The sequence below is a fragment of the Bacillus cereus group sp. MG4 genome, assembly GCF_040460055.1.
GTDB lineage: Bacteria > Bacillota > Bacilli > Bacillales > Bacillaceae_G > Bacillus_A > Bacillus_A wiedmannii.
In genome coordinates this window covers 2,594,709-2,611,410 of sequence record NZ_JARVGZ010000001.1, presented here as the reverse complement: position 1 = coordinate 2,611,410, position 16,702 = coordinate 2,594,709, and the positions used below count along the sequence as shown (strand labels likewise).

The following is a 16,702-nucleotide window of genomic DNA, read 5'->3' as shown; positions in this document are numbered from 1 at the left end:
ATGGAGGAGGATATTGTATGAAGAGAGAAGAATTGTTGGCGCCGCCGTCTTATAATTTAGTTTCTGAAATAGAGAAATATACAAGTGATAAAGAGAAGCTTGCTTTAATTTGGCAAGATGATAAAGGGAATAGACGAGAAGTTACATACGCTGAGTTAATGAAAGGTGCGAATAAAATTGGAAACGCTTTTATAAAGAGTGGTCTGCAAAAAGGGGACAAGCTCCTCATTATGATGCCACGTTTAATTGAAGCGTACATGACGTATATCGCTGCGATTAAAGCAGGATTTGTCGTAATTCCGAGTTCGGAAATGTTGCGCAAAAAGGATATAGAATATCGCATTGGGCACGGGGACGTAAAAGCAATCGTAAGTTATGAGCCGTACATTGGGCAGTTTGATGATATAGAAGCGATGGAATCTCTTCAAAAATTCGTTCTGAGCGAGCAGTCAGTAGATGGATGGATTAATTTAAAAACAGCGTTAGAAACAGAAAGTGACCTGTTAGAAATGGCGAAGACAGATAAAGAAGATATGGTCTTTTTATCTTACACGTCAGGGACGACAGGAAATCCAAAAGGTGTTGTTCATACGCATGCATGGGCATATGCTCATTTACGTACGAGCGCTCCAAACTGGCTCGGAATTGAAGAGAATGATGTTGTGTGGGCGACAGCTAGTCCAGGTTGGCAAAAGTGGATTTGGAGCCCATTTGTAGCAACTCTCGGTTCAGGTGCAACAGGATTTGTATACCACGGTAAATTTGAACCAAAAACGTATTTAAACTTATTAGGTGATAATAAGGTGAATGTGCTTTGTTGTACGCCGACTGAGTATAGATTAATGGCAAAAGTAGAAGATTTAAGCCAGTACAATTTAGAAGCGTTACATAGCGCTGTATCCGCAGGTGAGCCGTTAAATAGAGAAGTCATTGAAACGTTCCAAAAGCACTTTAATATTACAGTAAGAGACGGCTATGGGCAAACGGAAAACACATTACTTGTCGGTGTAATGAAAGGAATGGATATTAGACCAGGATCAATGGGAAAACCAACGCCAGGAAACCACGTTAATATTGTAGATGAGGAAGGTATTCCAGTAAAGGTAGGAGAAGTGGGTGATATTGCAGTTCACATTGAAACACCAGCCCTCTTTAAACAATATTATAAAGACGATGAGCGCACAGCGATGCAATTCCGCGGTGATTATTATATTACCGGTGATAAAGCGAAGAAAGATGAAGAAGGCTATTTCTGGTTTGAAGGGCGCGGTGATGATATTATTATTAGCTCTGGTTATACAATTGGGCCGTTTGAAGTAGAAGATGCGCTCGTAAAACATCCTTACGTAAGAGAGTGTGCGGTTGTCGCAAGCCCTGATGAAATTCGCGGAAGTGTCGTGAAGGCATTTATCGTATTAAGAGAGAATATAGACAAGAATGAAGAAACATTAATTCCAGTACTCCAACAACACGTCAAAGAACTCACTGCACCATATAAATACCCTCGCAAAATTGAATTTGTAGATGAACTACCAAAAACGATTTCTGGAAAAATTCGCCGTATTGAACTTAGAAAACAAGAGATGGAGATTCCGTCAAAATAATTTTGAAAACAGTGAAGGAAATAGTTGAATGAAATGCCAAACAATGATAATATAAAAACGAACACAAGTTCGATTTTATAAACTAAAAAAAGAGGTGTCCGTATGATTTTAGGTATTAATCCGTACTTAGTTTTAGATGGTAGTGGGCAAGAGGCTGTACAGTTTTATAAAGAGGCGTTAGACGCAAAAGTAGAAGTCATGCAAACTTTTGGTGACATGCCTGAAAATCCAGAATACCCGATTCCAGCTGAAGCAAAAGAGCGCGTTTTACATGCTACTTTAAAAGTTGGTAATACGGACCTTATGATTTCTGATACATTCCCAGGTCAAGGGCATGCAATCGGATCTCAAGTAACAATTGCAATTCAAATTAGTAATGCAGAAAAAGCGAAAGAAGTATTCGAAAAGTTACAAGAGGGTGGAGAAGTTATTATGCCACTTCAAGAAACGTTCTGGAGCCCAGCATACGGACAACTAAAAGATAAATTTAGCATTGAATGGCAAATTACAACGAATCCTACTGAACAAAATTAATTTTTGGAAAAGCACCATTTTTAATCGGAATGGTGCTTTTTTATACGGATTAATTTCGTAGACTTAAGGAAAAAGGGGATGAGTATATGGGAGAAATTTGGTATGGCGGCACCATTTACACGATGCGAGAAGAGAATGAAAAAGTAGAAGCTATGTATGTTGAAAAGGGCATGATCGTTGATGCCGGGAGTAAGGAAGAACTAGAAAGCAAATATTCAGACGTGAAGTTGTGCGACTTAAAAGGGAAAACGATGATTCCAGGTCTCGTTGATAGTCATATGCATCTTATTGGTCATGGAGAGAGATTACTCCGTTTAGATTTATCAAACTGTACATCTTATAGCGAAGTGCTGACTCTTGTGCGGGAGCGAGTGGAAGAAGCTCCAAAGGGCTCTTGGATTATTGGAGAAGGCTGGAATGAAAATAACTTTACAGATACAAAACAAGTTCATGTACGTGATTTAGATGAAATTTCTACAGAACATCCAATTTTATTAAAGCGGGTTTGTCGCCACGTTACATGGGTGAATTCATACATATTGCAAGAAGCGAATATAACAGAAACGACGCAAGACCCGAAAGGAGGAAAAGTCGGCCGGGACGCATTGAATAATGTAACAGGGCTTTTATATGAACAAGGACAAGAACTAATAAAACATGTTCAGCCTGAAATTGATGAAGCCTACTTACAAAGAGTTCTGCAAACAGCGATAAAAGACTGTTGGCAATATGGACTCGTTGGTGGGCATACGGAAGATTTAAATTATTATGGTGGTTTTAGAAAAACGCATAATGCGTTTTCTCATGTTATAAAAGAAATGCCATTTAAAGCGCATTTGCTCGTTCACCATGAAGTGGCACATGAGCGAAAAGAATATGAAAATGAGCATTATATTGAATTTGGAGCGATGAAAATTTTTTCTGATGGCTCTTTTGGCGGAAGAACAGCTTTATTAAGTGAACCGTATGAAGATATGCAGGAAACAAATGGAGTTGCAATCTTCTCACGTGAAGAGCTTGCGGAGTTAGTGAAAAAAGCACGGGATTTACATATGCCAGTTGCGATTCATACAATAGGTGATTTATCGCTTGAATATGTCATTGATGCACTTGAATTATATCCACCAGCAGAAGGTTTTCGCGATCGTATTATTCATTGTCAGTTAGCTCGTGAAGAGTTGATTGAGAGAATGCAACACTTGCCGGCTATTATCGATATTCAGCCCGTCTTTGTGTCATCGGACTTCCCATCAGTCATTGAAAAACTAGGCGAGCATCGTCTTCGATATGCATATGCTTGGAAGACGTTACTAGAAGCGGGATTACACTGCAACGGTGGGTCTGACGCACCAATTGAACAAGTGAATCCGTTTTTAGGCATATATAGCGCTGTTACACGTAGAAGTTTTATTGACGGTTTATGCTATATGCCAGAGGAAAGATTAACGGTATATGAGGCTGTCTCTTTATTTACGACAGGAAGTGCCTATGCAATTGGAAAAGAAGCGAAGAGAGGACAAATTACAAAAGGATATGAAGCGGACTTTACGATATTAGCCCGCAATATTTTTGAAATAGAAGCAGAAGAAATAAAAGAATTACAAGCAGAAATGACTATAATTGATGGGGAGATTGTTTATAGAAAAGATGTCTAAAAGTTTGAGGAAACGGCCTGAAAATACATTTTGGTGTTGCTTCCTCTTTTTAGATAGGTTGATGATATTGTTAATTTTTGTCGGTAAATTGATATATTCGAAAAATCGTTGATATATTTTGAGTTACGATAGATATATTTGAAAAATCGTTGATATAATTTCATATACTGTTGTCCTGTTCCAAAATATTTTGTGAAACAGCGTTAAGTTGCATGTGATAAATAAATAACCCTCGAATTATGGAAATCCCATAATTCGAGGGTTATTTGATTACTATAAAAACGTTCTCTGCACTTTTTCCCAGAAGGAATTGTTTTTCAATTTAACTGTTTTAATTTGTTTATCGCTTAAGCGTACAACAGCTTTTTCTACTTGCTTAATGCTAAGCGCTTCATTATCCAGACCGATAACAGGATAATCGTTCCCGTCTGGTTTTAGTTTTAAAGTTAATGTACGTTCGTGATTTAAAATGAATGGTGAACCGAGCGTACGGTATGTGTTGTTATTTAATGATGCTAGTTCGCTTACTTGGAAGCACGGAATAAGTGGGTCAACAACCGCGCCATGTAATGATTTATTGTAAGCTGTACTTCCTGTTGGGGTAGAAACAACTAAACCGTCCCCTCTAAATGTTTCGAAATATAGATCATCAACGTGAACATCTACAACGAATGTTTTAATGATACTAGAACGTAATGAGAACTCATTTAAACAATAGAAAGATGTACTGTGATCTACATCTACCTGAATTGTTGGATATTTACGCACTTCAATTTCATTTTTTGTAATTTCTTGAAGGGCTGTATCAACGTGATCAATATGGAAATCGCAGTAGAAAGAAATCTCATCTTTCGTAGAAATCCCTGCGTATAAGCAATCTTCTCTAAAACCAGTTTTACGAACGGCTTGTAAGAAAGTTGCATCATCTCCAACACTGACGATAGCGTTTGCATTTTTTGGATGATCTAATATGGTAAATCCATTCTCTTCTAAAATACGATAGATTGGTTTCATTTTTTCAACGAGCGTTGCTTTGTCATCACCATAAAAGAAAAATAAATTGCGACGATCTGCCATTATGTATCCCTCCACTGCAGTTAAATTTTCTGTTCTTTATGCTACATATCACCCAAATACAATTTTGAAGATATGTTCAAATAATATATTTCGATATAAAATGTCAAAATACCTTTTTATTTTTAGAAAAATTTTTATTTTCAATCTTATGAAACGCTGTTTAACGATGAATAAACTTGTCGATAATGGGTACGGAGTGAAAGGATGATACGTATGAAGTGGCTTGTAATTGGAATAATAATTCTTCTCCTTGTTATTTTGCTTATACTATTGTCGAAAATAAAGCTTAAAGTGACATTTTTATATTCAGAAATGGAAAAGCAATGTTTGTTTCAAGTGAAAATATGGATGATTCGATATACGTTTGATGTATTGGAAAGAATTGAAAAACAGCAGAAGAAAACAGGACAAAAAATTGAAAAAGCTGAAGAGGACGGCGGACTAGACAATAAAATTATGGCACAACTTGATAGCATTGGTGAACTGATAAAAAAGCTTCAAGAAGTTCATACTATCGTTAAAGATTTTCTCAAACGAGTGAAAATCAATGGTTGGAAATGGCATACGCAAATTGGAGCAGGCGACGCAGCTAGTACTGGAATTGTCACTGGATATGCATGGGGGACAAAAGGAATGGCTGCTGGAGTTGTGGGACAATATATGCATATTGTCGACGTACCAGAATTTGAAATCACCCCTGTTTTTCAAGGGAAAGGATTTGCATCAAGATGTGAGTTAACAGCATCTTTTCGTATATTTCGTGCTATAAAAACGGGTATCAAATTACTCACGTTTATGAGAAGACAAAGATCTGGTACGAATGAAAAATCAGTTCAAGCATAGGGGGGATATAAAGTGGACCATCCAATTCAAGGTTTAATGACAACCGCAATGCAGCATTTAAAACAAATGACTGATGTAAATACAATTGTTGGTGACCCAATTAAAGCGGCAGATGGAAGTGTAATTCTTACTGTTTCGAAAGTTAGTTTCGGGTTTGCCGCTGGTGGAAGTGAATTTGGTAAAGAACATGCAGGCCGTCATCCATTTGGCGGGGGAAGTGGTGGAGGAGTTTCTATTAATCCTGTTGCTTTTCTTGTAATAAATGGAGAAGGTGTAAAAGTGTTGCATTTAGATAAGCAAACACACGTCATTGATAAAATAATTGAATTAGCGCCACAAGCTGTTGATAAAGTGAAGGAAATGATGGATAAACGAAAAGAAGACGATCCTGAATTCCAAATTTAACAAATAAAGAAGCTAATCAATGGATTAGCTTCTTTAATTTTTTTGTAAATAAAGCGATTTTATTTGCATTATCGATAGGGACAAACTATCATTTACATTGTACATATTTTGTTTAAATAAGGGAGGATTTTCAAGTGGCAAACGTAACTTTTAAAGGTAACCCAATGACTTTAGTTGGAACAGAAGTTAAAGTTGGCGATCAAGCGCCAAAATTCCAAGTATTAGCAAATGACTTATCTCCAGTAAGTTTAGAAACATACAAAGGCGAAGTAAAATTAATTAGTGTTGTACCTTCAATCGATACAGGTGTGTGTGATGCACAAACACGTCGTTTTAACCAAGATGCAGCAGGTATTGAAAACGCGAAAGTATTAACAATTAGCGCTGACTTACCATTCGCTCAAAAACGCTGGTGTGCAGCAAACGGTTTAGAAAATGTTGTAACACTTTCTGACCACCGTGACCTTTCATTCGGTGAAGCTTACGGCTTAGTAATGAAAGAGCTTCGTTTACTTGCTCGTGCAGTATTCGTAGTAGATAGCAACGACAAAGTAGTTTACGCAGAATATGTAAGCGAAGGTACAAGCCATCCAAACTATGAAGCAGCATTAGAAGCAGCTAAAGCGGCAAAATAATGTGAAAGAAATGACCTCTTATAAAGAGGTCGTTTTTTCTCATGTATTGCTGCGTAATGGTACCAATATATGAGAAAAAACGTTATATCATATATAACTTAAAGGGGAGCTCTTTGCAGGAGGTCGCTTTTTCTTTTTGGAAAAAAACACTTTGTGGTATGATATAAGTTATGTGTAAAAGAGAGAAGGAGGAATGTACGTGAGTCAGACAGTAGAAACATTATTTTCTATTTTTGATTCTTCTGCGGTAGTTTTACGTAAAGAATTAGATGTAACATATTTAGAGGCGCTTGTAGAAACAGGTGATAACTTGTTTGAAGGAGCAATTTTACAAGAGGAATTATCCGAATCAGCAATTGAAAGGCTGAATCGTGAATATAGTACGTTTAATGAAGAAACATATAAAGGTGAAGAAATTCGTAAAGCATTTCAGTTAGCCATTTTAAAAGGAATGAAAGAAGGCGTACAAGCGAATCACGAAATGACGCCTGATGCAGTTGGAATGTTCATGAGCTACTTATTCCATAAATTTATGCAAGGGCAAAACGAAATTACTGTTTTAGATCCTGCAATTGGAACAGGTAACTTAATGACTACAGTATTTAATAGCGCCAAAGAAGGACTAGCAATGAGTGGATTTGGTGTAGAAGTGGATGAAGTGCTAATTAAACTTGCTTTAGTAAATGCAAATTTACAAAAGCATGCAATCGAATTCTTCCATCAAGATGGACTAGCGCCACTTTATATCGATCCGGTTGATGCAGTCGTTTCAGACTTACCGATTGGTTACTATCCAAATGAAATCGGTGCAAGTGAATATAAGTTAAAAGCAGATGAAGGAATGTCGTATGCCCATCACCTATTTATTGAACAAAGTGTGAAACATACGAAAGAAGGCGGGTACTTATTCTTCCTAGTACCAAACTTCATTTTTGAAAGTGATCAAGCACCAAAATTACATGCATTTATTAAAGAAACATGTTTTATTCAAGGGCTATTACAGCTACCTGTTTCCATGTTTAAAAACGAGAAAAATGCAAAAAGTATATTTGTTCTCCAAAAGAAAGGTCCTAGTGTAACAATGCCAAAACAGGCGTTATTAGTGGAGTTACCTAAATTCTCCAACATGAAGGCGATGGAGAACATTATGGATCAATTAAATACTTGGTTTGCAACCCATAAATAGGGCAAGTTATATGTAACAGGGTTAGTAATTCATGTAGTACAGTTTTATATGATATGTCATATTTTTAAATATATACTAGATTAAACTGAATTTTTTTGAAATCTGTAATATATATTTTTTCTTGGTGTTACAATTTTTTCACTTGAAATATATGTCGGACGATGTTTAAATTAAAATCGTGAGTATAAAATTCACTAATGATGAAACGTTTTCATATTTAGTGAATTTGATCAGATAAAATCGAGCGGTTTGTGGACATATCCACACAACTACCAAGAGAAAAAGGGGCGAAAGACTAGATGTCAAAAATCATCGCGATTAACGCAGGAAGCTCTTCCTTAAAATTCCAATTATTTGAAATGCCAAGTGAAACAGTATTAACAAAAGGTTTAGTAGAACGTATCGGTTTAGAAGATAGTATCTTCACTATTACTGTAGATGGCGAAAAACAAAAAGAAATTACAAATATTCCAGATCATGCAGTAGCAGTAAATATGCTTCTTAAAAAATTAACTGAAAACGGAATCGTTAAGTCTCTAGATGAGATTGGCGGTATCGGTCACCGTGTTGTTCACGGCGGCGAAAAATTTGCTGACTCTGTTTTAATTACTGATGAAGTATTAGCTGATATCGAAGAGTTAAGCGATTTAGCACCACTTCATAACCCAGCAAACCTTGTTGGTATTAAAGCATTCCAAGAAGTATTACCAAACGTACCAGCAGTAGCAGTATTCGATACAGCATTCCACCAAACAATGCCGGAATCTGCATTCTTATACAGCCTACCATATGAGTACTATGAAAAATTCGGTATCCGTAAATACGGTTTCCACGGAACTTCTCATAAATACGTAACTGAGCGTGCGGCTGAATTATTAGGTCGTCCACTTGAAAGCTTAAGCTTACTTTCTTGTCATTTAGGTAACGGTGCAAGTATCGCAGCAGTAGAAGGCGGTAAATCTATCGATACTTCTATGGGCTTCACTCCACTTGCTGGTGTAACAATGGGTACACGTTCTGGTAACCTTGACCCTGCGTTAATTCCATACATCATGGAAAAAACAGGCCAAACAGTAGAAGAAGTAGTTAACGTATTAAACAAGAAGAGTGGTATGTTAGGTCTTACTGGTTACTCTAGTGACCTACGTGACATCATTGCGAAAGAAGAAGAAGGCGACCACCGTGCGAAAGTAGCACTTGATGTATTCGTAAGCCGTATCCACAAATACATCGGTTCTTACACTGCTCGTATGAAAGGTGTAGACGCAATCATCTTCACAGCTGGTGTAGGTGAAAACAGTGCAATTATTCGTGAGCGCGTATTAGAAGGCCTTGAGTACATGGGCGTATACTTCGACGTAAAACGTAATAACGTATTTGGTGAAGAAGCATTCATCAGCTTCCCACACTCTCCAGTAAAAATTATCGTAATTCCAACTGACGAAGAAGTTATGATCGCTCGTGACGTACTACGTCTTGGAGATATTGGTTAATATACTATATGAAAAGAAAGACGAGATCCTATAGGATTTCGTCTTTTTTCTTTTGTATATAATTTAAAATTCCATCTGGATATAGTACTTTCTTCTTCTGAATGAATACTGTAACGGGAATCCATTTCGCATACGATACTGTTTGCTCATCTTGTATATTCATTTTTTCCATTTCATATAGTGATGTGTCTAATAAGCGTAAAGAATATAGCTGAATGATTTCATGACCAATTCCCTCATCTAGCTGAAAGATGTTTTCTAAGCAGCCTAAATAATTGGTGATTTCCACTTCTGTATGAAGCTCTTCTTTAAATTCACGAATAACGGTATGTGCTGATTTTTCACCAAGTTCAATTGAGCCGCCAAGAGGTCGGTAATACGTTTCATCGCCTGTATGATATTCTTGTACGAGAAGGCGACCTTGATGTGTAGCAAGACCAAAAGCCTTTGCACGTGGATACATATATAATCACTCCTTATTTCTTTTGTATAAGGATGATTATAAGGCAGTGTGTAATACAAAGTATCGTGTATTTAAGCCTGCGGTCTAATCGTAATCCCATCAAATAAGTCATGCCAAAATGCTTCATTGTACTGGTATACATCCATAATAGGGCATTTTATAACGCAAATATTTTGTAATCCCCAATCTTCTTGGGCAACAGTTGGTACATCTGCAGGAAGTAGTAATAGGACAGAGAATGTATGTTTAACTATTTGAGATAAAATTTGTTCCAGAGATCGTGCTTCTTCGTATGTTCCTCCAGTTCGAATAAACAATATGGATTTTTCCATTTCAATTGTAGTTAGAAAACGAGTAATTCGATGCTCATAATTTAGCTTGATTTCTGAATAAGAAGGCCAAGAAGTTGGTGTGTTTACATCTGTTTTAAAGTCGTGACAGGAGTCGATTTCATATAGGTTGTCCCTTAGTCTTAATTTCGCATCATCATCCCAAAATGAGATAAAGGATAAGTTTTCGAAATGTAAAAAACGGTCAAATCGATTTTGTAATAATAAGTTCACTTTTCCTAATGAAGGGCTTAGCATAAAATCAATAACGCCAAAAAATGGTGATAATCCGAATTGATATAAGGCCCAAGCAGGCCAACAGTTTTGTCCTAAGCTGAATACAGCATTATATTCTTTTTTTATATTGGATAGATTCATGTGATTCATCTCATCCTTTTTGTTAATATTTTATGCCATAAAAAAATGGTATGTGAATGAAGATAGACAAGCATATTTGCAAAGAAGAAGCAGAAATATGTTACAATAGAAAAAAATCGAACGAGGTGGTTGTTACGATGCGATCGAAGCGAGAACAAGCCATTTTAGACAATATAAAAGAATGGGAATCGCAATTAGTGGAGCAAGAAGCGACCGATTTTCAAAAAATCTTTGATAAATGGGTACATACGACAATTGCGAAATTGCCTGAGAAAAAACGAAAAGATTTCTTTACGAAAGCAGATGGATGGCTCTTTCATTTGCATGCATTGATTCAAAGTTCACAATCACAGCTAGATGCGCGTAATCGTATTTTAGGAACGTCGAGATTGTTTGATGAATCGATTGAGCAACTAGAAGATTTGAAAGCATTATCTATTAATCAGTTAACATACATAGCAGAGCAGCAAACAGCACGTCATCGCCTATATTCATTCGTACAAGGCGGAGCAACGGGTGCCGGAGGTTTATTATTATTAACGGCTGATTTTCCGGTTATGATTGCGTTAAATGTGAAGGCTGTCCAACTTATTGCAACATCATTTGGGCATGATGTGAACAAGCCTTATGAAATGATGCTTGCATTAAAGGTATTTCATGCGTCATTACTACCAGGAAGACTTCAGCAATACGCATGGTACAATTTATTGCAAGAGCTAGAGCAAGAAGATTCGTTCTTCTACGAAGGAGACGAAGCGGTGTTACAACCAGCTTCTACTGAAGTTGTGTTAAAACAAATTTTGAAAACATTTTCGATTTATGCTCTTCGTCGTAAATTATTCCAAGGTATTCCGGTAATTGGAATGGCAATCGGGTCTACAGTGAACTATCGTTTAACAAGAAACGTTACTGAATTTGCAAATAGATTTTATCAAGTGCGCCACATAGTTGAAAAAGAAAAGAGAGCGTAAAAAAAGCGAGAGGCCGAAGCCTTTCGCTTTTTTAATTTGTTGCATGTTTTTTTGGCATTGGAACAGATACTGGTTGCTTTTCCGCTTTTTTTTCTGCTTTTGGATAATAAATTAAATCCAATGTTTTTGCTTGTACGGCAATCGAAAGAATAGTGAAAGCAATTTCTGTCCAATTTAAATAATATAATGAAAGCGCAAGAACAATCGCGTCAAAGACGAAGAAAATTTGCCCAATTGTAAAGCGAGTTCGTTTACTTAATACAATTGTTAAAATATCGTCTCCACCGGTTGCACCGCCAAATCGCAATATAAAACCGAGTCCAATACCAGCTAACGCACCGCCAACTATTGCAGCTACAAATAAATTATTTGATAAATCTACCGTAAATGGAGAATAATTTTCCATAAGAGAATAAAATACTCCGAATGAAATCGAACCTAGGAATGAATAACCAACCATTTTTCTACCTAAAAATGAAGCACACAGTAAAATAATTGGGATATCCATAATTACAGTTGAAATAGATGGTGAAATATCATAAAAATTTTGGATGAATAGTGCAATACCTACAAAGCCACCTTCTGTTAAGTGGTTTTGGAAGTGAATGTGATATAGCGCTGCTGCTAAAATAAATGAACCGATTAAAACCATAAAAACTTCTTTAATAATTTGTCGACTTTGGATGTTCCTCATCGTTATTCCTTCTTTCCGTAGTTAGTAGTCCTTTTTGTGTTGTAAACTAACTACGAGCTCACATGTAGCTTCAGTTAGTTTACTAAAAAAACTAACTACGCTATATGTCGCTGAAGAAATAACGAATAATCCTCTCGTCCATCAATTCTCCCTACCTTCGTTTTAGTTTAAGTCTTAAAACGACTAAACAAAACGTGGAGTAGGATTCTTCATTTAGCAATCCTGCTCTTCTTTGTTTTGTTTAGCTAGTAACAATTAAGTCCTAAACAAAACGCTATGTGTAAGAAGAGTCTTTTTTTTGCCAAATTATCCTTCGGGCAATCATAATTTCCCCACTCTCGTATTTTTTTCGCTAGACTAAAGTATCTAAGCTGAAAAATACGCTACGTGTATGATTCGTCAATACGATGCCACATGCTCCTTCGAGCGATCATGATATCAAAATCCCTTCCTTCAAGATTTATATTATTATATCATACTTTCAAAAAATGTATGCGGATGGAAACCGACAATAAACGGAGGGAATCTACAAAAATTGTTATGTTTAAATATTTTTGTAGAAAAGCCTAAGTTATTTTGCAGAATTGGACAGTTTTTAACGGTTTGTCCAATAAGTAAGAAAGAGATGGTGTTTATTCAGTTGTATCTTTCTGGTCACCTTTCTCTTTAAAAAAAGCATCCCAGCTAATCACACTTAAAAAAGTTAAAGCAATAATAACGAAAGCGCGCATAAATTTTAGACCTCCTTTTGTACATAGTATATGAATCGTTCACTTTGGAATGTGTCATTTTTTTACAATTATTAACTATTATGAGAGTATATTAATATAGATAGATGAGAGGGAGAGTGAAGATATGCTAAAAGACATGTTCAAAAGAAAAGAATTAATATGTGTTTCATGTCAGAAAAAGATTCAATATGAAGAAGAGCTAGTTGCGTTTGTAAAGTTGCCGAAAGAAAGAAGCATATTAGTTGGACCGTTTGATGTGTGTTTGGCGAAAACAGCACAAGAAATATATTGTAAATCGTGTTACGACAAAAAAGCATGACCCAAAGTAATTGAGGGGCATGCTTTTTTCATTGGTGTGCTTTCCCCTCAGATACATTTTGAGTGAGTCGATACCAAAGCCAAAGGTCATTAATGATGGAAGCGAGATCGGCAATTTCTGAATTAAGTTTGCAAGAAATTTCGAAGTTTTCTTCGTTATTTAAATGATGCTGTTTTGCATTAATAGAGTGCTCGAGTTCTTTTATACGATCAGGAATCTTTCCGCGAACTTGTTCCCATTTTAATAAAATAGCATGCTGTATTTTTTCGGGGATATTTTCCCAATCTTCTTGTAAATACGGAATTTCAATTCCTAGATGATCGTCGTATAAGAAATACTTTTCCATAGGTTCACCCCCGTTTTCCTGCTTATATTGTACATGAAAACAGAAAGAAGCTCGACGAAATTGTTTGAAAAAATTTGAAAATGACTCTTGATACATTTTGTAAAAGGTGTTAAAGTGTGTATTATTATAAAAGAAAATGAATATTTATTCTTTAGGGGGATGCAAAATGGAGAAGAAAAAAGTGGTATTAGCATATTCCGGAGGTCTTGATACTTCCGTTGCAATTAAATGGTTACAAGAGAAAAATTATGATATTATCGCGCTTTGTTTAGACTTAGGGGAAGGTAAAGACTTAGCATTCGTAAAAGAAAAGGCACTTTCAGTAGGTGCAATTAAATCATATATGATTGATGTTCAAGAGGAATTTGCAAATGAATATGCATTGATGGCTATGCAAGCACACACGTTATACGAAGGGAAATACCCTCTCGTTTCTGCATTATCTCGTCCACTTATCGCTAAGAAATTAGTAGAAATTGCAGAACAAGAAGGGGCGACTGCAGTTGCACACGGATGTACAGGGAAAGGGAATGATCAAGTTCGTTTTGAAGTTTCTATTCAAGCGTTAAATCCTTACTTAGAAGTGATTGCGCCTGTACGTGAATGGAAATGGTCACGTGAAGAAGAAATTGCATATGCAAAAGAAAACGATGTTCCAATTCCTATTAATTTAGATAGCCCATTTTCAATCGATCAAAATTTATGGGGACGAAGCAACGAATGTGGAATTTTAGAAGATCCATGGGCAGCGCCGCCAGAAGATGCATATGAGATGACATTGGCATTAGAAGATACACCGAATAAACCAGAGTTTGTAGAAATCGGCTTTGAAGCAGGCGTACCGACTACTTTAAATGGCACTGCATATTCACTTTCAGAATTAATTAAAACGTTAAATGCCCTTGCTGGAAAACATGGCGTTGGACGTATCGATCACGTAGAAAATCGTCTTGTTGGTATTAAATCGCGTGAAGTATACGAATGTCCAGCGGCAATGACGTTAATCACAGCACATAAAGAGCTGGAAGATTTAACGCACGTAAAAGAAGTAGCACATTTTAAACCGGTGATTGAGCAGAAAATAACAGAACTTATTTATAACGGTTTATGGTTCTCTCCTTTAAAACAAGCGCTTCATGCTTTCTTACAAGAAACGCAAAAGAATGTAACAGGTACAGTTCGTGTGAAATTATTTAAAGGCCATGCGATTGTAGAAGGACGTAAATCTGAGTACTCTTTATATGACGAAAAATTAGCAACATATACTGCTCAGGACGAATTTAATCATGATGCAGCAGTTGGATTCATTTCATTATTCGGTTTACCGACGAAAGTATACAGCCAAGTGAATCAAAAGAAGGTGGAAGCGTGAGCAAACTTTGGGGCGGACGTTTTACAGAAGAAGCGGAAGCGTGGGTTGAAGAGTTTGGAGCATCCATCTCCTTCGATCAACAATTAGTAAATCAAGATATAAAGGGAAGTATTGCACACGTAACGATGCTAGCAAAGCAAGGCATCGTTACGAAAGAAGAAGCCGAGAAAATCGAGGTAGGTCTTCAATATTTATTAGAAGAAGCGAAGCAAAATAAATTGCATTTTTCGGTCGAAGCGGAAGATATTCATTTAAACATTGAAAAAATGTTAATTGAACAAATCGGTGAAGTAGGAGGGAAACTTCATACAGGACGAAGCCGTAATGATCAAGTAGCGACTGATATGCATTTATATTTGAAAGAAAAAGTAGAACATATTATAAAAGCTACAAAACAATTGCAAACTGTTCTTGTTCATCAAGCAGAAAATAATATTGAAACCATTATGTCTGGTTATACGCATTTGCAGCGTGCGCAGCCAATTTCATTTGCTCATCATATTCTCGCTTACTTTTGGATGTTAGAGCGTGATGTGAATCGTTATGAAGATTCATTAAAGCGCATTAACATTTCACCATTAGGAGCAGGAGCATTAGCTGGGACAACATTCCCGATTGACCGAGAATATAGTGCGGAGCTTCTTGGATTTAATGGAATCTATGAAAATAGTTTAGATGCAGTAAGCGATCGTGATTTCATACTGGAGTTCCTAAGTAACTCATCTATGCTCATGATGCACTTATCACGCTTTTGCGAAGAACTTATTTTATGGAGTAGCCAAGAGTTTCAATTTATTGAAATGAGCGATCAATACGCAACGGGAAGCAGCATTATGCCACAAAAGAAAAATCCGGATATGGCGGAATTAATTCGTGGTAAAACAGGCAGAGTGTACGGTAATTTATTTAGTTTACTTACAGTCATGAAAGGATTACCGCTCGCTTACAATAAAGACTTACAAGAAGATAAAGAAGGAATGTTTGATACAGTAAAAACAGTAGAAGGATGCCTTCATATTATGGCAGGCATGCTAGAAACGATGACTGTCAACAAAGAAAAGATGGGGCAAGCTGTAATGCAAGATTTCTCAAACGCAACAGAAATTGCCGACTATTTAGCAAGTAAAGGACTACCATTCCGTCAAGCTCATGAAATTGTAGGGAAGCTAGTGCTACATTGCACACAAAAAGGAATTTACTTAGTAGATGTACCACTTGCAACATATAAAGAAATGAGCTCATTATTTGAAGAAGATTTGTATGAAGTTCTTTCACCATATGCAGCTGTAAAGCGTCGTAACAGTGCTGGCGGGACAGGGTTTGAGCAAATTGAAAAAGCTTTGGAGAAGGCGAAGGGATTGGTTGGAGAGTTTGTTGGAAGTTGATTGATTTATAAGGCAGAAGGTACGCGAATCTTAGTAGAGAGAAGCGTACCTTTTTTGTGATTTTTATAACTTAAAGTTAATCATACTTATGTCGATCTTCCGTAATTCGAATATACTCAATATCCATCAAATCTCTAAGTAATGCACCATTACTTAGTTCCACACCATGTTTTTCTTTAAAATGTGTACGGATTGTATCTAACATTTCGAGCTCTTTCCCGTTCACATCTAAAATAATACGTTCAGAATCATTCATATAGCATCCTCCTTTTTTAACATATA

General features: G+C 36.5%; 18 protein-coding genes. 12 read left to right on the top strand and 6 right to left on the bottom strand.

Translation table 11 applies throughout. From position 1 onward, the window contains the following. Positions 1-17 precede the first annotated feature (17 nt). The 3 genes from mbcS (at position 18) to QCI41_RS13735 (ending at position 3,793) form a co-directional block, all read left to right on the top strand. Complete coding sequence (gene mbcS / locus QCI41_RS13745; RefSeq protein WP_353837296.1) at positions 18-1,604, top strand: acyl-CoA synthetase MbcS; 1,587 nt, start codon at positions 18-20, stop codon at positions 1,602-1,604. 102 nt (positions 1,605-1,706) lie between these two features. Next, positions 1,707-2,138, top strand: coding sequence for a VOC family protein (locus QCI41_RS13740; protein ID WP_000600353.1), 432 nt, complete (start codon positions 1,707-1,709; stop codon positions 2,136-2,138). 86 nt (positions 2,139-2,224) lie between these two features. Further along, on the top strand, positions 2,225-3,793 hold the full coding sequence (locus QCI41_RS13735; protein WP_353837297.1) for an amidohydrolase: 1,569 nt from the start codon (positions 2,225-2,227) through the stop codon (positions 3,791-3,793). A gap of 273 nt (positions 3,794-4,066) precedes the next feature. Here the strand turns inward: QCI41_RS13735 and QCI41_RS13730 are convergent, their stop codons facing one another. Further along, the gene (locus tag QCI41_RS13730) at positions 4,067-4,870 is read right to left on the bottom strand and encodes an NAD kinase (RefSeq protein WP_000785181.1); all 804 of its coding nucleotides are present in this window, start codon (positions 4,868-4,870) and stop codon (positions 4,067-4,069) included. A 204-nt stretch (positions 4,871-5,074) separates the two neighbouring features. On the opposite strand from QCI41_RS13730, the gene QCI41_RS13725 reads away from it, so the two are divergent. The 5 genes from QCI41_RS13725 to ackA all read left to right on the top strand — a co-directional run bounded on the left by QCI41_RS13725 (position 5,075) and on the right by ackA (position 9,432). After that, the gene (locus tag QCI41_RS13725) at positions 5,075-5,713 is read left to right on the top strand and encodes a DUF2953 domain-containing protein (RefSeq protein ID WP_060486562.1); all 639 of its coding nucleotides are present in this window, start codon (positions 5,075-5,077) and stop codon (positions 5,711-5,713) included. 12 nt (positions 5,714-5,725) lie between these two features. Continuing rightward, positions 5,726-6,118: a GerW family sporulation protein gene (gene ytfJ / locus QCI41_RS13720; RefSeq protein ID WP_060486561.1), complete on the top strand. Its 393-nt coding sequence runs from the start codon at positions 5,726-5,728 to the stop codon at positions 6,116-6,118. Between the two features lie 134 nt (positions 6,119-6,252). Further along, positions 6,253-6,753: a thiol peroxidase gene (gene tpx, locus QCI41_RS13715; protein ID WP_000024522.1), complete on the top strand. Its 501-nt coding sequence runs from the start codon at positions 6,253-6,255 to the stop codon at positions 6,751-6,753. A 199-nt stretch (positions 6,754-6,952) separates the two neighbouring features. Beyond that, positions 6,953-7,939, top strand: a complete 987-nt coding sequence (locus QCI41_RS13710) for a class I SAM-dependent methyltransferase (protein ID WP_000084362.1) — start codon at positions 6,953-6,955, stop codon at positions 7,937-7,939. A 299-nt stretch (positions 7,940-8,238) separates the two neighbouring features. Next, positions 8,239-9,432: an acetate kinase gene (gene ackA, locus QCI41_RS13705; RefSeq protein ID WP_000034572.1), complete on the top strand. Its 1,194-nt coding sequence runs from the start codon at positions 8,239-8,241 to the stop codon at positions 9,430-9,432. A 28-nt stretch (positions 9,433-9,460) separates the two neighbouring features. Here the strand turns inward: ackA and QCI41_RS13700 are convergent, their stop codons facing one another. Together QCI41_RS13700 and QCI41_RS13695 are read right to left on the bottom strand one after the other, a co-directional pair. After that, positions 9,461-9,895: an NUDIX hydrolase gene (locus tag QCI41_RS13700; protein WP_000283494.1), complete on the bottom strand. Its 435-nt coding sequence runs from the start codon at positions 9,893-9,895 to the stop codon at positions 9,461-9,463. A 71-nt stretch (positions 9,896-9,966) separates the two neighbouring features. Further along, positions 9,967-10,602: a DUF1796 family putative cysteine peptidase gene (locus QCI41_RS13695; RefSeq protein WP_060486559.1), complete on the bottom strand. Its 636-nt coding sequence runs from the start codon at positions 10,600-10,602 to the stop codon at positions 9,967-9,969. 137 nt (positions 10,603-10,739) lie between these two features. On the opposite strand from QCI41_RS13695, the gene QCI41_RS13690 reads away from it, so the two are divergent. Continuing rightward, a complete protein-coding gene (locus QCI41_RS13690; RefSeq protein WP_353837298.1) occupies positions 10,740-11,573 on the top strand; it encodes an EcsC family protein in 834 nt (277 codons plus the stop codon). Between the two features lie 31 nt (positions 11,574-11,604). Here the strand turns inward: QCI41_RS13690 and QCI41_RS13685 are convergent, their stop codons facing one another. Continuing rightward, complete coding sequence (locus QCI41_RS13685) at positions 11,605-12,267, bottom strand: YitT family protein (RefSeq protein ID WP_001244522.1); 663 nt, start codon at positions 12,265-12,267, stop codon at positions 11,605-11,607. 855 nt (positions 12,268-13,122) lie between these two features. Between QCI41_RS13685 and QCI41_RS13680 the strand changes: the two genes are divergently transcribed. Beyond that, positions 13,123-13,317, top strand: coding sequence for a hypothetical protein (locus tag QCI41_RS13680; protein WP_000910278.1), 195 nt, complete (start codon positions 13,123-13,125; stop codon positions 13,315-13,317). A gap of 28 nt (positions 13,318-13,345) precedes the next feature. Here the strand turns inward: QCI41_RS13680 and QCI41_RS13675 are convergent, their stop codons facing one another. Beyond that, entirely contained in the window at positions 13,346-13,663 is a 318-nt protein-coding gene (locus QCI41_RS13675; protein WP_000417209.1) for a hypothetical protein, read from the bottom strand. Between the two features lie 166 nt (positions 13,664-13,829). On the opposite strand from QCI41_RS13675, the gene QCI41_RS13670 reads away from it, so the two are divergent. Then, positions 13,830-15,035, top strand: coding sequence for an argininosuccinate synthase (locus QCI41_RS13670; RefSeq protein WP_000412317.1), 1,206 nt, complete (start codon positions 13,830-13,832; stop codon positions 15,033-15,035). Beyond that, positions 15,032-16,420 carry an argininosuccinate lyase gene (argH, locus tag QCI41_RS13665; RefSeq protein ID WP_353837299.1) on the top strand — a complete coding sequence of 463 codons (1,389 nt, stop codon included), beginning with the start codon at positions 15,032-15,034 and terminating at the stop codon, positions 16,418-16,420. The genes QCI41_RS13670 and argH overlap by 4 nt, the downstream gene beginning before the upstream one ends. A gap of 76 nt (positions 16,421-16,496) precedes the next feature. On the opposite strand, the gene QCI41_RS13660 is transcribed toward argH, so the two are convergent. After that, positions 16,497-16,676, bottom strand: coding sequence for a hypothetical protein (locus QCI41_RS13660; RefSeq protein ID WP_046956214.1), 180 nt, complete (start codon positions 16,674-16,676; stop codon positions 16,497-16,499). Positions 16,677-16,702 lie beyond the last annotated feature (26 nt).

Coding starts and splice junctions, on each gene's coding strand:
- mbcS (WP_353837296.1), top strand. CDS start 18: ATGAAGAGAGAAGAATTGTTGGCGCCGCCGTCTTATAATTTAGTTTCT.
- QCI41_RS13740 (WP_000600353.1), top strand. CDS start 1,707: ATGATTTTAGGTATTAATCCGTACTTAGTTTTAGATGGTAGTGGGCAA.
- QCI41_RS13735 (WP_353837297.1), top strand. CDS start 2,225: ATGGGAGAAATTTGGTATGGCGGCACCATTTACACGATGCGAGAAGAG.
- QCI41_RS13730 (WP_000785181.1), bottom strand. CDS start 4,870: ATGGCAGATCGTCGCAATTTATTTTTCTTTTATGGTGATGACAAAGCA.
- QCI41_RS13725 (WP_060486562.1), top strand. CDS start 5,075: ATGATACGTATGAAGTGGCTTGTAATTGGAATAATAATTCTTCTCCTT.
- ackA (WP_000034572.1), top strand. CDS start 8,239: ATGTCAAAAATCATCGCGATTAACGCAGGAAGCTCTTCCTTAAAATTC.
- QCI41_RS13700 (WP_000283494.1), bottom strand. CDS start 9,895: ATGTATCCACGTGCAAAGGCTTTTGGTCTTGCTACACATCAAGGTCGC.
- QCI41_RS13695 (WP_060486559.1), bottom strand. CDS start 10,602: ATGAATCTATCCAATATAAAAAAAGAATATAATGCTGTATTCAGCTTA.
- QCI41_RS13690 (WP_353837298.1), top strand. CDS start 10,740: ATGCGATCGAAGCGAGAACAAGCCATTTTAGACAATATAAAAGAATGG.
- QCI41_RS13685 (WP_001244522.1), bottom strand. CDS start 12,267: ATGAGGAACATCCAAAGTCGACAAATTATTAAAGAAGTTTTTATGGTT.
- QCI41_RS13680 (WP_000910278.1), top strand. CDS start 13,123: ATGCTAAAAGACATGTTCAAAAGAAAAGAATTAATATGTGTTTCATGT.
- QCI41_RS13675 (WP_000417209.1), bottom strand. CDS start 13,663: ATGGAAAAGTATTTCTTATACGACGATCATCTAGGAATTGAAATTCCG.
- QCI41_RS13670 (WP_000412317.1), top strand. CDS start 13,830: ATGGAGAAGAAAAAAGTGGTATTAGCATATTCCGGAGGTCTTGATACT.
- QCI41_RS13660 (WP_046956214.1), bottom strand. CDS start 16,676: ATGAATGATTCTGAACGTATTATTTTAGATGTGAACGGGAAAGAGCTC.